General features: G+C 52.9%; 14 protein-coding genes and 2 pseudogenes. 15 read left to right on the forward strand and 1 reads right to left on the reverse strand.

Features of this window, described 5'->3' with window-relative positions; genetic code table 11:
• The first annotated feature begins 227 nt into the window (after window positions 1–227).
• Genes AZ34_RS04100 through AZ34_RS04115 form a run of 4 tightly spaced genes read left to right on the forward strand, consistent with a single transcriptional unit; the run spans window position 228 to window position 4,051 of the window.
• Window positions 228–920, forward strand: a complete 693-nt coding sequence (locus AZ34_RS04100) for a class I SAM-dependent methyltransferase (RefSeq protein ID WP_035605086.1) — start codon at window positions 228–230, stop codon at window positions 918–920.
• On the forward strand, window positions 917–2,176 hold the full coding sequence (locus tag AZ34_RS04105; protein WP_035605088.1) for a glycosyltransferase family 9 protein: 1,260 nt from the start codon (window positions 917–919) through the stop codon (window positions 2,174–2,176). The genes AZ34_RS04100 and AZ34_RS04105 overlap by 4 nt, the downstream gene beginning before the upstream one ends.
• On the forward strand, window positions 2,176–3,588 hold the full coding sequence (locus tag AZ34_RS04110) for an alkaline phosphatase family protein (protein ID WP_035605091.1): 1,413 nt from the start codon (window positions 2,176–2,178) through the stop codon (window positions 3,586–3,588). Before AZ34_RS04105 ends, AZ34_RS04110 begins: the two co-directional genes overlap by 1 nt.
• A 40-nt stretch (window positions 3,589–3,628) precedes the next feature.
• Window positions 3,629–4,051 (forward strand): GtrA family protein, encoded by a 423-nt coding sequence (locus tag AZ34_RS04115; protein ID WP_155831718.1) that lies wholly within the window; start codon window positions 3,629–3,631, stop codon window positions 4,049–4,051.
• Between the two features lie 411 nt (window positions 4,052–4,462).
• On the opposite strand, the gene AZ34_RS04120 is transcribed toward AZ34_RS04115, so the two are convergent.
• Window positions 4,463–5,356 carry a glycosyltransferase family 2 protein gene (locus AZ34_RS04120; RefSeq protein ID WP_231495455.1) on the reverse strand — a complete coding sequence of 298 codons (894 nt, stop codon included), beginning with the start codon at window positions 5,354–5,356 and terminating at the stop codon, window positions 4,463–4,465.
• 681 nt (window positions 5,357–6,037) lie between these two features.
• Between AZ34_RS04120 and AZ34_RS04125 the strand changes: the two are divergent.
• The 11 genes and pseudogenes from AZ34_RS04125 to AZ34_RS18520 form a co-directional block, all read left to right on the forward strand.
• Window positions 6,038–7,095 (forward strand): annotated as a pseudogene (locus AZ34_RS04125) (AGE family epimerase/isomerase).
• Window positions 7,092–7,571 carry a D-glycero-beta-D-manno-heptose 1-phosphate adenylyltransferase gene (gene rfaE2 / locus AZ34_RS17875; protein WP_081767074.1) on the forward strand — a complete coding sequence of 160 codons (480 nt, stop codon included), beginning with the start codon at window positions 7,092–7,094 and terminating at the stop codon, window positions 7,569–7,571. Before AZ34_RS04125 ends, rfaE2 begins: the two are co-directional and overlap by 4 nt.
• 20 nt (window positions 7,572–7,591) lie before the next feature.
• On the forward strand, window positions 7,592–8,524 hold the full coding sequence (gene rfaE1 / locus AZ34_RS17880; protein ID WP_081767075.1) for a D-glycero-beta-D-manno-heptose-7-phosphate kinase: 933 nt from the start codon (window positions 7,592–7,594) through the stop codon (window positions 8,522–8,524).
• Window positions 8,521–9,546 (forward strand): ADP-glyceromanno-heptose 6-epimerase, encoded by a 1,026-nt coding sequence (gene rfaD / locus AZ34_RS04140; protein WP_035605101.1) that lies wholly within the window; start codon window positions 8,521–8,523, stop codon window positions 9,544–9,546. The genes rfaE1 and rfaD overlap by 4 nt, the downstream gene beginning before the upstream one ends.
• Before the next feature lie 174 nt (window positions 9,547–9,720).
• The gene (locus tag AZ34_RS04145) at window positions 9,721–10,731 is read left to right on the forward strand and encodes a lysylphosphatidylglycerol synthase transmembrane domain-containing protein (protein ID WP_051509522.1); all 1,011 of its coding nucleotides are present in this window, start codon (window positions 9,721–9,723) and stop codon (window positions 10,729–10,731) included.
• 747 nt (window positions 10,732–11,478) lie between these two features.
• Window positions 11,479–11,634, forward strand: a complete 156-nt coding sequence (locus tag AZ34_RS19010; RefSeq protein WP_035605104.1) for a hypothetical protein — start codon at window positions 11,479–11,481, stop codon at window positions 11,632–11,634.
• A gap of 255 nt (window positions 11,635–11,889) precedes the next feature.
• Window positions 11,890–12,597 (forward strand): glycosyltransferase, encoded by a 708-nt coding sequence (locus tag AZ34_RS17890; RefSeq protein WP_197026494.1) that lies wholly within the window; start codon window positions 11,890–11,892, stop codon window positions 12,595–12,597.
• A 32-nt stretch (window positions 12,598–12,629) separates the two neighbouring features.
• Window positions 12,630–13,448, forward strand: coding sequence for a 2OG-Fe(II) oxygenase (locus AZ34_RS17895; protein WP_081767298.1), 819 nt, complete (start codon window positions 12,630–12,632; stop codon window positions 13,446–13,448).
• An 84-nt stretch (window positions 13,449–13,532) separates the two neighbouring features.
• Window positions 13,533–14,465, forward strand: a complete 933-nt coding sequence (locus AZ34_RS17900; protein WP_081767077.1) for a glycosyltransferase — start codon at window positions 13,533–13,535, stop codon at window positions 14,463–14,465.
• 47 nt (window positions 14,466–14,512) lie between these two features.
• Window positions 14,513–15,523 (forward strand): UDP-glucose 4-epimerase GalE, encoded by a 1,011-nt coding sequence (gene galE / locus AZ34_RS04155; protein ID WP_035605107.1) that lies wholly within the window; start codon window positions 14,513–14,515, stop codon window positions 15,521–15,523.
• Window positions 15,524–15,564: 41 nt separating this feature from the next.
• Window positions 15,565–15,781: pseudogene (locus AZ34_RS18520) on the forward strand (glycosyl transferase); the annotation flags it as partial.

Consider the following 15,781-nt stretch of genomic DNA (forward strand, 5'->3'; position numbering starts at 1 on the left):
GCAGCTGCATTCCCCGCGATTCCAGCCACATCCCTCACATTTGTCATCATGGCTAACGCATATCGCATTGGCGCGGAAGTAGAAATATGACCTCTGAGCGTGACATTGGAACCTGTATTGCTTGTGGCAATGCCTATGTGCCAGGGTTGATCGGTTTTCTCCGGTGCCCTCGGTGCGGCTTGTTGTACTCCAGGCAAAAGGCAGGGTTCGGCAACCCGATCAAAGGCATGACTGCTATTGCGTTCCGGAACTACGCCATTGTGGCCAATGCCCTTGAACGGGTCATGCCGCTACGCGAAGCAAAGGTACTCGATGTCGGTAGCGCGGAGGGGGGGTTTACCGAATTGATTCAACGCAAAGGCGGTGTGGCTTTGGGGCTTGAGCCCGATCAAGAAGCCGCAACCGAGGCGTTGCAGAAGAAATTGCCAGTGGAGTTGGTCAGCTTTGAAAGCTTTGCAGGGGGAGAAAAGGAATACGATGCAATCGTGCTCAATGACGTCTTTGAGCATATGCAGGATCCGGACTTCTCGCTTGAGAAGAGTCACAAGCTGCTGAGGGATGGCGGACTCCTTCTGATCAATCTCCCGTTGAGCAGTGGCTTCGTATTCAGAATGGTAAGTGCGGCAGCGCGACTTGGCATGGAGTCGCCGTATCGCAGAATGTGGGCGCAAGGGCTTTCCTCTCCCCATATCTATTTTTATTCCGAAGCCAACGTAACGCGTCTTCTTGCCAAGCATAAGTTCGAACTTGTGGATCAAGGTCGGTTGGTGGCCATGGCAACGGAAGGTATGTACCAACGAGTACGCTCCACATACAGTCCGCTTCCCGCTTTGGTCATCAGTGCCGTTGCCAATCTTGTCGCCTTGACATCGAAAATCTTTCCGGCAGATGTCAAGTATCTGCTTTTCAGAAAAAAATGAACAAAAAACAAAAGCAGGCAATAGATCGTGCCGTCGGGTATGCGCTGAGCATCTTTCTGCGTATACCAGCCCTCATTCTTGAGAAAATTTTGAGGCGCGATCACACCGTGCCTCCGCGCGTGCCGCCCAAGAGAATCGTGGTGGCCAAATATCTGGGAATTGGCAGCATCTTGCAAGCTACGCCAATGTTGAGGGCGATCAAGGACAAGTATCCAGACGCGCAATTGACGTTTCTGACGCTGCAGTCCAACAAAAATTTTTTGTTGCGGTACGATTTTATCGACGATGTTTTGTGCGTGGATGACACATCGTTGCTGAACGTCGCCGCTACAAGTTTTCGTACTATTGCGAAGTTGATCCCGAGACGAATAGACCTCTTTATTGATTTGGAGGTGCATTCGACATACGGTTCGCTGATGTCTCTGTTTTCTTGTTCAAAGAACCGGCTGGGATTTTCATTGCAGGACAAAGATCACAGAGCTTTCCTGTATACCCATCTTCTCTATCTCAATACCAACTTCCCAATTCGTTACTGTTACAGCCAAATAGCGCAACTCATCGGTGCGGCGCCGCTCTCCCCTGAGCAAGGTCTGCTGGGGCCGCCGCCCACTGATTCAGAAAGTGAAAAGGTTGGCGCCAAGCTGGGTTTGATTTTCGACTTCGAGCATAAGGGGATAATTGTGCTCAATCCAAATGCGTCGGACTTGCGATATGAGCGCCGATGGGCTCGGGAGGGGTTTGCTTCCGTGGCTCGGTACTTTTCGCACCAGGGGTATGCTGTCGCCCTGGTAGGGTCTCCTCCTGAGCGCGAATACGTTCAAGGTATCATCGAGCTGCTTGGCGGTGACGCCAACAAGGTCCGGAATGTCGCTGGGGTGTTCTCACTGCCTGAGTTTTTTGCGTTTCTTGAGCAGTCTAGCCTGGTAGTCACCAATGACTCTGGTGTGATGAACATGGCGCTAACCTTGCGGGTTCCCCAGTTGTTGCTTGCTGGTCCCGTGGATCCAGAGCAGTATTTCATTCCCAATGAGTACAGAACATATATTTATTACCAAACGTATTGCAGCCCCTGCGCTCACTATGTGGATGTGCCACCGTGCGCGGGTGATAATGTCTGCATGAAGCAGATTAAAGCTGAGCAAGTCATAGACATATGCGAACGTCTGCTGCGCGGGGAAAGCGTAAAGCCCAAACGAACGGTGTCTCTTTCTTTCAACTCTGAGGTCCTTGGGGTTCTCAAGGATAAAGGACAGTGATGAAGCTATACAACGACCATGTTGAGAATTTCGGTGTTCGGGTTATTTATCTCTTCAACACTATCAATTCTTTTTGTGTGCTGTCGAGCATATTTGCCTTGGCAGTGGCATATTTTTTCGTCCCGTATCCCGTAGCCGTACTTCCGATGATTGGTGCTGCCATCATCGCTTTCGCGCTCATGAAAGTCGCTGACTGGCATCCTTATTATGTGCCATGTGCGCTTTTGTCTTTGCTCTATCTCTTCATCGCATACACGCCCGGTTACCAGACATATCTAATGGCGCTGCTGGGGGTCACGGTCTTTTATTTGGGCGTGCTTCTGGTCATCAACGGTGGGCCGCAGGTCATTGTTGGGCGTGACATCACCATCCCCTTCCGAATGTTGGTTCAGTGCATTACGACCGTGGTGCCTACAACCCTTTCCTTGCCTATCTCTGTCTTTTTCGGTTACTTCCTAACGTCTACTGTTTTGATAACCGGGCACGTGGCTCAAGGCTCACTGCCGCTGACCCCGCTATTGGCGACACTTGCTGTCAACATCGTTTGTGCGCTGATCGTCCGCAAATATCTTCCGGACAATATTCCTACCAATCAATATCGTCCCGACCAGCCCATTTCTAAGCCGTTCAAGAAAGTCGTCATTTTGAACATTGATGGCGGACGTTGGGACACAATTCAAAAGCTCAATTTGCCCAACATCAATCGCATGATTGGGGACGGCGCGCATGTGAAAAATGGCTTGCTCACTGTATACAGGGCACTCACCAACCCTGCATTCGGCACCATATTGACCGGGGCAAGGCCTCAGGAGCATGGCATTTTCGACAATAACATTGGCCAAAGTCTGAAGGTTGAGGGCTTGGGTGACTTGGCAAAGATAACCATCTATGGGTGCATGCACATGAAGCATTTTGCCAAGGATGGATGGGAAACCAAAATTGTCTCGTTGCCTACGATCGGAATTCAGAAAAGCGACGATGTAGCCATGGAATGGCTGTTGGATGATTTGCGCAACGATAAGAAAACTCAGCTGTTCGTTTTTGACTACAGTGAGGCGGATTTCTGTGGCCATAGCTACGGTGGCCAGTCGTCCCAATACCATGAAGCCCTCAAGAAGGTGGATGCCCGCATAGGCAAGGTCGTGGAAGTGATTGAATCGCTTGAGGATGCCGAAGATATCGCGGTCATCGTTTGTGCGGATCACGGCCTGCACAACCTGGACCATGGTTACCGCCTTTTCAAAGGTGAGAGCTACGTCCCCTGCATCTTCTACGGAAAACGAATCAAGCAGGGTTATGCCATCGAGAAAGATGGGATGATCAACGACATTTGCCTCACAGCAGCCTGGATGCTGGGTAAAAGGTATCCGGCCAATGCACAGGGGCAGGTGTTTGATACGGTCGTGGCGTGAGAGGTGTATTCCTCAGCTGCAACATAGGTAAGTGACAGACGTGCGCGCATTGATAAAAAACGGAATTGCAGGAAAGAGCTATTGGGAGCTATTCCGCTATCTCGTGATGGGGGGCATTGGCGCGCTGAGCTATTTGCTCTTCAGCAATCTTTATGACTGGCTGGGGGCGCCGACACATCTTTCCCCGCTTCTTGCTTGGCTGTCGGGTCTGGTCATTGTCTATTTTGGGCATATGAAGTTCACTTATCGGGTGCAGGCGCGGCACCGGCAAATGGGCTTCAGGTTTTTGGTTATGCAGTCGTATAACCTCGCTATGTCGACTGCTTCCACTATTTTCGTGAGAGACTGGCTTCAACTTCCCTATTTTGTGGCCTCGGTAGCTGCGCTAGCGACAACTGTTCCGGTGCTTTTCGTGCTTGGGAAGTATTGGGTATATGTAAGCGACCCTAAGAGTTCGCCGTGAAACCGCGTTTGTCTTGCCCCGGCGGTTTATGTACAGGTCAGGCTGATAAAGCATAAGCCTCAGCCAGCGGAAGTCTTCACTTTCAGGGCCTGTTGAGGGCGTCGGTGGCTGTGAAAGCCGATCCATTCAGCGATCACACAGGCTAGCGTGCTGTAGTGTGTGTAGATCTGTTTCAGATCGTGCCGCTGTTTTTGCGATTTGGTTGCCTCGATTGCTCGCCAGTTGGACGGCTTCTCGGCATAGGGATCGAGCTTGCTTGGGCTGCCCCGCCTTGCGTAGGTGGGTTCGATTTCGTCCGACCGCAGGTACTACTTCTTCACTGTGTTAAAGCTGCGAGGGCAGGTCTACGTGGATCAGCTTTGGATGGAAATTGCTGGTCCAAGTGGGTCAGATCTCGGCGGAATACAACACTCAGACATTCTCAAGCGGCCCGGACCGCCGTCGCAGGCCATCCAAGACGCCAAGCGCCATGAAACGCAGACGTTGCAAGCGAGGCGGCATGACAAGCGCAAAAAAAATCAAGAATTGGATCAGGCGCAGAGTATGCGTTAGCCGCCATGCAAAGGGCATGGGTGTCGTTCTAAGCATCAGCAAGGTATTGCGAAAGACGAAGTAATGACGCCATGGTGAGTGGATGGACACTTCACGCCAGCGTCCCCACCAAATCCGAATTACTTGATCACCGAGTCGATGCAGAAGTCGAGCGTTACATACCCCATAAATGCGGTAACCCCTTGCAATGGCACGCAAGCACCATTCAGTATCGACATGGTCGATGAAAAAGCCTTCATTCATCAGACCAATGTCATGTAGTGCCTGCATGGGAATCAGACTCCCAGAGGCGTTGAGGAAATCCGCCGCCACCAAGTTCTCGTCATCTTCCCCACAATGCAGTCGCTTGATGAATGGAGGCGCTAGTTTGACGAAGCCAGCTTGCGTCTTTGTCCTGACATCCGTTGTCATTGGTCCCAATGCCGCCACCTGCACGCCACGAGCCTCTAGGGTTTTATGCACCTCCAGTTGAGTCTGCACCATACCTGGCTCGATCAAGCTATCGTGATCCAGGAGTAAGACGAATTGGGCGCCTGCATGCTGGGCGTAGCGTATGCCCAGGTTTTGAGCTGCCGCGAGACCCAAATTTTTAGGCAAGGCGATCATGGCGGCCTGGTTTGCGTCGACCAGTTTTTGTTGGCCAGCGACCACAGAGGGAGAACTTCCGTTATCCACCACGACGACGAAAACACCCTCCTGCCGCAAGCGCCGAATCGAGTCTTCAACGACGCTGGCTTCGGCGTTGTATGTCACGATGACGGAGTACACCGCACTGGTTGAATATTCTTTAGGTTGCAAAACTCCGTCTCCCAAATCAAGTCCAGCAGCTATTTGAATCGCCTCGCAAATCGGGGCAGCCTCTCATGTATGAGTCAGTCTCTTCAGGCAGCCTGAAGCTCTTGCTGTCGCAAAAATACTCTTCTGCCCGGTGCGTGAAATATAGCTCAAGGGCTGCGTGAGCCAATAGTTGCTGAACGACTGCATTCAATTAAGGGGCAGCGCCCGGCGTAGTGTATGGACAAATACTGGCTACAACACCGTTGTGGAGGATCACTGCTGCTGCAGACTTTGAGCGCGATCCACGTCGGCGGCGCCTGATTCAGTGCGGATGGACTGGCTCGTATTCCACAGTGCTACGATATTACATTCCACCCCGAAGTGTTTCGTTTAGATGCGGCAAGAGAGGAACTGGTTGGCGGTCCGGGATAAGAAGCGAAGATACTTGCTTTACGGCCTTGGGTGATGGAATGTCGAAGCGGGTTGAACCTGACCTGGCCTTTAAGAAACGGCCCCCTCTTTGCTAACGTGTATTTAGGCGAGAGCAAACGAAAATAGTTAGGACGCCGTTTAACAGTCAAATTTGGATGGTTTGAGATTTCTTTATGAGCCTGTCTACCTGCGAGGTGCACTGTGGATGAAGTCTTCAACCCGGTGATGACGCACTACCGTCAAGAGGTGCTTCCGCTTTGGCGTGGAAAGGGTTTCAACGGAAATCTGCGCTTGCCGTTTGAAGCCGTATCGCCAGACGGAACACCGCTGCCACCGACACGCTACCGGGCCATGGCCTGTGCCAGGCAGCTTTTCGTTTTTGCATTGGTGGGGGACTTGGCTCATGCTAAGACACTGTTCAGTTCCTTGCTCCATTATTTGAAGACAAGCAACACGGAGGCTGGTTTTACAGCGTCGATGCCCTCGGCGTTCCTAAAGAGCGGCAAAAAGACCTTTATACCCACGCATTCGTGGTGTTTGCCACTGCCCACTACGCCATGCGCTCGCGCGACCCGATGGCGGTGGATGTCCTGACACGCACCGTGGACTGGATAGATGGCTTTGCCTTGGAGGGTGTTTTGCAAGCCGTGATGAGCGAGGACTTCGTGCACACGCAAGAGGGTGTATTGCAGAACCCCCTGATGCACTTGACTGAGGCTTGGCTGGCGGCACGGGACGCCACGGGTGATTCGGCTTTTGACATGCGAATCGAACAAGTGGCGACGGTAATTAAAGAAAAATTTGTGTCAATCAAGAATGGCTGTATCACGGAGCTGCCACAGGACGAGGCGGACAACTGGGTGGAACCTGGCCATCAGTTCGAGTGGTATTGGCTGGTTTTTGGCAGCAATGGTGGTGGCGGACATCCCGCACTGACCGCGTTACGGGAGCCACTTCGTCATGCGTATGAGTTTGCGATTCAGTATGGTGTGGACGCGGAGACCGGTGGCGTTTGCGCGGCCTTAGATGAAGGGGGCCGAATATTGAATGCCACCCAGCGCATTTGGGCGCAAACAGAGTATTTGCGCGCGCTTGCTTTCCAAATGCGTGACGACCCAGCCGTACGCATCCAGCTAGCGCGGCAGATCGATAGCTTCAGGAGGCGCTTCCTGCACCCAACTGGTTGGCATGAGTGCCTGGATGCCAATGGAACGATAATTCGGAACGACATGCCTTCCACGACTCCTTATCATCTGGCCACGGCATTGGATGTGGTTTCATGAGTAGTTTTTCAGACAAGATCTGTTCGCGCTTTAGGATCGTAGAGAGGCTGGCTACCCTACCCAAGCCGCTGGTTTTCACTAACGGCGTATTTGATGTTTTGCACCGAGGGCATGTAACTTATCTGGAGCAGGCCCGTGCACTTGGGGCTTGCTTGCTTGTTGCGCTAAATACCGATGCTTCTGCGCGGCGATTGGGCAAGGGGCCTGAACGCCCGCTTAACCGGGAGGAAGACCGTGCCTTGCTAATTGCTGCCCTGGGTATGGTGGACTGCGTGACATGGTTTGACGAAGACACGCCAGAAAAGTTGATTGCAGAAGTACGCCCTGACATCCTGGTCAAGGGTGGGGACTACGACATGCGCAAATTGCCTGAAACCGCCCTGGTTGAGTCTTGGGGTGGCAAAGCGCTGGCGCTTCCCTTTTCTGATGGTTACTCGACCACAGCATTGGTCAAGAAAATACAGGTAGGCTCATAAATTTCATCGTCGTTTTCCCCATGGCAGTTTTGCAAAGAGACCAACTTTCCCGGACACGCGTACTTGTTGTGGGCGATGCCATGCTCGACCGCTATTGGCATGGCGCGGTAGATCGCATCAGTCCTGAAGCTCCCGTTCCAGTTGTGCGAGTGACGCGCGAAGATTTGCGCATGGGTGGAGCGGCCAATGTCGCGGCTAACGTGGTGGCACTGGGTGCGCAAGCCACTTTGCTGACCGTGGTGGGCGACGATGACGCCAGTCACATGCTCGAAAAGCTCGTTGTGGAAAACGGAATCGCGCCGCATTTTGGACGTAACTCTGCGCTGCAGACCATAGTCAAGTTGCGAGTCATTGGTCGTCAGCAGCAATTGCTTCGCCTAGATTTTGAAAACAGTCCACGACGTGAGATGTTGGCCTCGCAGACGGCGGACTTTAAGAGATTGTTGCCCACGCACGATGTGATTCTTTTTTCCGACTATGGCAAAGGCTGCTTGGATCATGTAGACCAAATGATCGAACTTGCACGCGCCGCTGACAAGCCAATACTGGTTGACCCCAAGGGACTGGACTATTTGCGCTATGCGGGCGCAACCGTTATTACGCCTAACCGGGAAGAACTTCGACAGGTGGTTGGGACGTGGCGAGATGAAGACGATCTGCGCGCCAAGGCCCAAGCGCTACGCAAGAAGCTCGACCTATCTGCTCTGTTGCTGACCCGTAGCGAGGAAGGCATGACGCTCTACGAAAGCGACGTGGAAACAAGCGCGACTGCACAAGCGCGTGAGGTGTTCGATGTCACGGGCGCTGGCGACACGGTCATTGCAACGCTAGCCACGCTGGTTGGAACCGGCTTGCCCTTGCGCCAAGCTATGCCTTTGGCCAACAAGGCCGGTGGCATCGTCGTCGGTAAATTCGGTTCTGCCACCGTATCTTATGAGGAATTGTTCGCATGAAAGTCGTCGTCACGGGGGCCGCTGGCTTCATCGGCTCCAACATCGTCAAGGGACTGAACGAGCGCGGCATCAAGGACATCATCGCTGTAGATGATTTGACGCAAGGCGACAAATTCCGCAACCTCGTTGATTTGCATATAGCAGACTACGTGGACCGTGGCAGTTTTTACTCGTTGTTTTCCAAAGGCCACTTTGGTAAGGTCGAGGCCGTATTCCATGAGGGCGCATGCAGCGACACGATGGAACAAGATGGCAAATACATGTTGAACAACAACTACACGTTGTCTTGTGAGTTGTTCACAGCCTGTCAACTGCAGAAGACTCGCCTGCTTTATGCCTCGTCTGCCGCAACGTATGGCGGTTCAAAGACTTTCAAAGAAGCACCTGAATATGAAAATCCGCTCAATGTCTACGGCTACAGCAAGCTATTGTTTGATCAACACATGCGGTACGTATTGGGCAACAAGCTCGAAAATGCGAAAACGCAAGTAGTGGGCTTTCGCTACTTCAACGTCTATGGTCCGCGCGAGCAGCACAAGGGGCGAATGGCAAGCGTCGCCTACCATCAGTTCAATCAGTTTAAGAGCGAAGGTCGGGTGAAATTATTCGGCGAATACGGGGGGTATGCCCCAGGCGAGCAGATGCGTGATTTTGTTTTCGTGGATGATGTGACTGCCGTGAACCTTTGGTTCTTCGACCATCCCGACAAAAGTGGCATCTATAACCTCGGCTCTGGTCGGGCTCAACCTTTCAACGACGTTGCCTCTGCCGTGGTAAACGCCCTGCGTGAGTTGACGCCCGACAATCATGTGAGAGCTGCGAAGGCGCTCTCCCTTGCTGAGATGGTGGCCCAAGGTTTGATCGAATACATCCCCTTCCCCGATGCGCTGCGCGGAAAATACCAGTGCCACACGGAAGCTGATTTGACGGAATTGCGAAATGCAGGTTGTGAACACAGATTCCACAGTGTGCAGAAAGGTGTGGCCAGCTATATCAAGGCTCTTGCTACACCAATTGAGTGAGCTCGAATTTCTCCGAGAAAACCACGTGGGCGCCGCTGCACTTAGCGTCAATCTTTCAGTGTTCACACTTGTCCGAATGCACCGGAGTCCACACAGTCAAACCTCTTCTGCACGTGTTTCTGCACGAGAACTGCAGATGTGTTTGACCCCACCGCTAAGGCTTGCGCTGTGGCCATGACGGCGCGATCTGCGCAGAACTTTGGGGTGCAATACACGCGTTTGCTACGCGCTACCCTTCTTTTTGTTTTGGCTGGCGTGTTGATCTATCTTGCCCTTTTGTTGTGGGTGGGGTGGACCCAAACGATGGTGGCTATTCGGCAACTTGGTGCCGGCTTTTTGCTGGTGCTGGCAGCGCTGGCGTCAACGGGGTACCTATGGCGGTTTGCGCGCTGGGCGTGGTGCTTGCATATGCTTGGACTTCGTTTGCCACTGTGGTTCAATTTGCGCGTTTATGTATCCGGTTTGGTTTTGACCACGACGCCTGGCAAATTGGGCGAAACTTATCGATCGATGTTGCTGTTGCCCTACGGTGTGCCTGTTTCGCATAGTCTTGGGGCATTTCTTGCAGATCGGGGCTCGGATGTACTGGGGATGTGCTTGTTGGGCGTTTTTGCGGGAGCTGTGCTGCATGTCCAAGCTGGTGCGGTTTGGCCTTGGTTGTTGACGTCGGTGGAAGTGGTTTTGTGGGCGGCATCTCTGTTATTGGCCTATGCCGTTTTGCATCCGGCATCAGGGCGTGGCTGGGACTGGCTGGCGGCAGCAAGGCTGGGTCGTTGGCATGCCAAAGGCGTAACTGAAGGGGGGCGAGCCGTATTGGAAACATGGGCCACGCTCTGGAAACCTTGGCGAGTTTTGGCCTATGCATTGATAGCGTGCGTGGCTTACGGCACTCAGGCGCTGGTGTTCGCATGGATTTGCACCCGCTTGGATATGCCCGTCGGGGTGGCAAATGCAGTGCTCATCTTCGTAAATGCCGCGTTGTTTGGTGCTGTCAGCATGGTCCCCGGCGGGCTGGGGGCGATGGAAGCGGCGCTGGTTCTGCAGTTGATGGCGCAGGGCGCAGAGCAGGCCTCAGCTGTTTCTGCTGCCATCGCCGTGCGCCTGGTGACGCTATGGACAGGAATTGCTCTGGGGCTGTTGGCTTTGGGGGGAAATCCCCTACGAATTCACCAGCGTCCGAAATAGAACTCTTTCTGGGAGCTTCTGCGCGAAATAGTCTGAACTTCGCGAAAACCAGGGCATTGATGCACGGTACGTATGGGGAAGCGGGATTGCTGGTTGCAGGCCTGTTCCGAGGAACTAAGGCCTCAGAGAAGCCGCGTTTTACAAGTTTCTAGCCAAATCCGGTGGGATGGATACGCTTCTGGTGGTGTGCATGAAAGAGTTTGACGCCGAGAACGTGCCAGTGCCGAGTCATGCCCAAGGAAGTTGTGGCAGATCAAGGTACTGCGATCTGGCTGTTCCGCCAGCACGGTCAGCGAGTTCTGTTGCCAGCGTGAGTCGAAGGCGGATGAATGCTGGTCGATCCCTGAGCGGGAAATACCGCAACTCTTGGGATCGTCTTAAACCGTGCACTAATCTTGTGTGCTGCTCCGAGGCGATCAAAACAGCCGGAGCAATGAGCCAGTGGCACTGCGGGATGAAGGCGCACATAGGGGGGGAATGCGGGCTCCGGGCTGGTGCACACGGTGACGGCGGCGGCCAACGAAGCGGACTTGAAGCAAGTGGCAAATCTGATGCACGGCAAGGAGGCGCAGGCATGGGCGGATTCGGGCTATTGGGCGCGTCGTTAAGGGTGCCGCATGTGCAGTGGTACATTGCGGCGCGGCCCAGCGATATGGTCAAGATGCCCGATGGCGCAGCAAAGCACAGCGCACGCAGGCATAACCTCGGGAGGCGAGCGTGCGGGCCAAGGTTGAATACCCGTTTCGGGTGATCAAATCTCAGTTCGGATTGACCAAGGTGAGATCCATGGCATTGGCGAAGAACACGGCGCACGTGATCACATTGTTTGCGCTGTCAAATCTGTGGGTGGCGTGCAAGAAGCTGTTGGCGATGATGGGAGTTGTGCGTGTGCTGGGAGCGTAAGCCCATGCGTATGGGACCTGATGGCGCCGCGACGACCTTCTACTCGCTGGCGCTGCTGGATCGCCAGCCACCCTTTTATGACTTGATCAGATGTTCTTTAGTTTGCAATTTGACACCGAAATCGATATAGAAAAATTCTGAACTTGTCTGGCGTCTGTGAATAAGTGTCCCACAGTTTGACATGTATTTACGAGCTAAATGACGCTAGGTGGCTATTCAAAAAATATACGTATTTCCAGAATGATCTCTGTCTGCATGGCTAGTTTTAATGGGGCGGAATACATTCGCCCCCAGATTCAAAGCATTCTCTCGCAGCTATCGTCCAGTGATGAGCTGGTGATTAGCGATGATGGATCAACGGATGGGACTCTTGAAATCATCCGTGGCCTAGCTGACGAACGCATTCATTTGATTGAAGGTCCGCGACGGGGAGTGGCGGCTAATTTTGAGTGTGCTCTAAAGCATGCCAAAGGCGAGGTAATTTTCTTGAGTGATCAAGACGATATTTGGCTACCAGGTAAGGTCATCGCGGTTCAGGCTGAATTAGATAATTCAGATCTTGTCTTAACGGACTGCAAGGTAGTGGACGCTGATCTGAATGTGCAGCACCCATCGTATTTTCAGCTGATCGATTCAGGCCCGGGTGTTTTGAAGAACCTGCATAAAAATAGCTACCAAGGTTGTTGCATGGCAATGCGTCGCTCTGCTCTGGAGATTGCTCTTCCGTTTCCCGCCGGAATCACCGTGCATGACTGGTGGTTGGGCTTGATATTGGAGTGCACGGGGCGGGTTAAATTTATTGCTGAACCGCTTGTTTTATACCGTCGCCATGGCGCTAATGTCAGCATTACATCGGAACGCTCTCGCAATCCATTTTGGTTGCGCATATATTGGCGTATGTATTTGGTTTTTAACCTAATTGGTCGGTGCTTACGCGGATCAAACGCGCAGATGAGTGGGTAGTGCTTTTAGATAACCGGGGAAGGGATTGTCAGATGAATCGCCGACAAATTGCGGATTTGATCATTTCACGGATTCAGCCAGAGATTGGAGCGCTGCAAGCTTCCTTTCGCTCGAGTGGAGCAATCAAGTATTTTGCGCTGGATGACTTGTTGCCAGATGAATTGGCTTTGCGGATACGGCAGGTATTTCCAAGAGGTCAATCCATGAAAATTAAACGCAGTCTTCGAGAATTGAAGTTTATTTCAGCGCAGATGAATGAGCATGATTCTCTTCTTGAAGAGACTCTTTATGCGTTTCAGGATCAGAGAATTGTCGAGATCATTGGTCAGATTACAGGACTGCAAGAATTGGAGTCGGACGAGCAGCTCTATGCAGGAGGAATTTCGTTGATGGGGGCGGGGCATTTCCTGAATCCACACCTTGATAACTCACACGATAAGACGCGGGATAGATACAGGGTATTGAATCTTCTATATTACGTTTCTCCCGATTGGAAGCTTTCGAATGGGGGTAACTTGGAGCTTTGGCCTGATGGGCCCAAGAATAAGCAAATCACAATTGAGAGTCGCTGCAATCGCTTTGTTGTGATGGTGACGCATAAGACCTCATGGCACAGTGTTTCTCCTGTTCTCGTTGATGAGGCCCGGTGCTGCGTTTCCAATTACTATTTTTCTAGGCGATCTCCCGAAGAAATGGACTATTTTCATGTTACCTCCTTTCGTGGACGACCAGAGCAAAAACTCCGAGATTGGGTGCTGCGTTGTGATATTTCACTGCGCATGGGATTACGAAAGCTTTTCCCTAAAGGCGTAGTTAAGAATAAGCATTTTTACGATAAAGATAAGCGTTGAATTATTTAGCCAGCGATGAGATCTTTAGGTGAAACGCATTTTCCGCAGAAATGCTTGTACAAGTTGCTAGCAACTAGATGATCAATGCGAAGAGTCATAGTCCTGCTTGCGACGCACAACGGTTTTGCTTGGCTGCCTGAGCAGACGAAGAGTATTCTGGGTCAGCAAGATGTAGAGGTTAGGCTGGTTATCTCGGATGATGCTTCCAGTGACGGCACCGCCGTGTGGATACAAACTTTGGCGGCAGTGGAATCTCGTGTAGTTTTGCTCCCGAGCGCGGGACCTTTTGGCTCTGCTGCAAAAAATTTCTATCGGTTGCTGCTTGATGCAGATTTCGGTGATGTCGACTACGTTGCTTTTTCGGATCAAGACGACATCTGGTTTCCTGACAAATTGACGAGGTCGGTGAACTTTTTGCTGCGGCATGCGGCGACGGCTGTATCAAGCAATGTCACAGCTTTTTGGCCTGATGGTCGAAGAAGGTTGGTGAACAAAGCGCAGCCACAGCAAGGCTTTGACTATTTGTTCGAGGCTGCTGGCCCAGGTTGCACATATTTGATGACGGTCGCCTTTGCACGAGAAATGAGGTCGCAACTGATACAGCTCATCAAAATGGGAGGGGCTCTACCGGCGCATCACGACTGGTTTTGCTACGCTTTTTGCCGAATGCGTGGTGGGCGATGGCTAATCGATACCAAACCTTCAATGGACTATCGCCAGCATGGTCGCAATGAAGTGGGTGTAAACAGCGGCTTGAAAGCTGCCGCAGGGCGGCACAGAAAAATTGCTTCTGGTTGGTACCGCCGCGAGGTACAGGGTATGGCGAGTCTGGCGCGTGTACAGCGCCCAGATGACACCTCTTTGGCTAGTGCGACCCTGAGATTAGGGCGCGGGAGTTTGGTGGATCGGGTGGTCCTGGCTCTGCAGGTCCGAAGATTCCGTCGTCGTTGGCGTGATAGGCTGATTTTGGCAGCTTATTTTCTGACTGGGCTTTTTTGGTGTGACTCAAAGCGATAACGCTATGAGTTCGGCTGCCTGGCAACCCTCAGGCACAATTGCCGCCCATGAATATCTTGTTGACGGGTGGAAGTGGCTACATTGGCAGCCACACTGTCGCCCTGCTTGCAGGGGCGGGCAACCATGTTGTTCTCTACGACAATCTGTGCAACAGCCACGCTGATGTGGTGACACGCTTGAATCGTATTGTCGGTCGCTCGCTGGTATTGGTGCAGGGTGATGTGCGCGATGCTGACTTGCTCGAGCGCACTTTGCAAGAGCAGCGCATCGAAGCGGTTGTTCATTTCGCGGGACTCAAGGCCGTGGGTGAATCAGTGGCCGATCCGCTGGCCTACTATGACAACAATGTGACGGGTACTTTGTGTCTCCTGTGGGCCATGCAGCGCTGTGGCGTGCGCACACTGGTGTTCAGTTCCAGTGCCACGGTCTATGGCGATCCCCAGTATCTGCCAGTGGACGAGATGCATCCTACCAGCGCCGTCAATCCTTACGGCAGAAGCAAGCTGCACGTCGAGGAGATGTTGAGCGATCTCGCGGCTTCGGACGGTGACTGGCGTATCGCCTGCATGCGCTATTTCAATCCTGTGGGTGCTCATGAGTCAGGGCTGATCGGCGAAGATCCCAGCGGCGTACCAAACAACCTCATGCCCTACATCGCGCAAGTCGCGGCGGGGCATCGTGACCGGCTCAGTGTGTACGGGGGGGATTACGACACGCCAGATGGAACGGGTGTTCGGGATTTCGTTCACGTGGCAGATCTGGCTGACGGGCATCTCGCCGCACTGAACTACCTAGGAAGCAGCGAGGGGGCTGGCTGGCACGCTTTCAACTTGGGCACGGGGCAAGGCTACAGTGTGCTGCAAGTGGTGCGCGAATTCGAGCGCGCGAGCGGCCGTGAGGTGCCGTATGAGATAGTCGCGCGCCGCCCTGGCGACGTGGCCTCTTCGTATGCCAGTCCAGACAAGGCACGCTTAATTCTGGGCTGGCAAGCGAGGCGCGGCCTGGATGAAATGTGCGCGAGTGCGTGGCGTTGGCAGCGGTACGGAGAGCGGCTGTAGTTGAAGTTTCTGTAGAGTAGTTAAGGGATGAAATAAAAACCATGAATAGCGTCATTATTGCCGCATTAATTTCCTGGGTGATCACTTTGTTGATCATTCGCTTTAACCACTTGCACACCGACCTTACCTCAGACTGCATGGCCGGGGTGCAAAAGTTTCACGCGCGCCCGACCCCGCGTGTAGGTGGTGTCGGGCTGTACTGCGGCGTTGCCGCAGTGGCGCTGTATTTGACCTTGCGCAAGCTGGACATCGGATGGA

Origin of the sequence: Hylemonella gracilis str. Niagara R (assembly GCF_000600295.1) — a bacterium.
Taxonomy (GTDB): Bacteria; Pseudomonadota; Gammaproteobacteria; order Burkholderiales; family Burkholderiaceae_C; genus Hylemonella; species Hylemonella gracilis_A.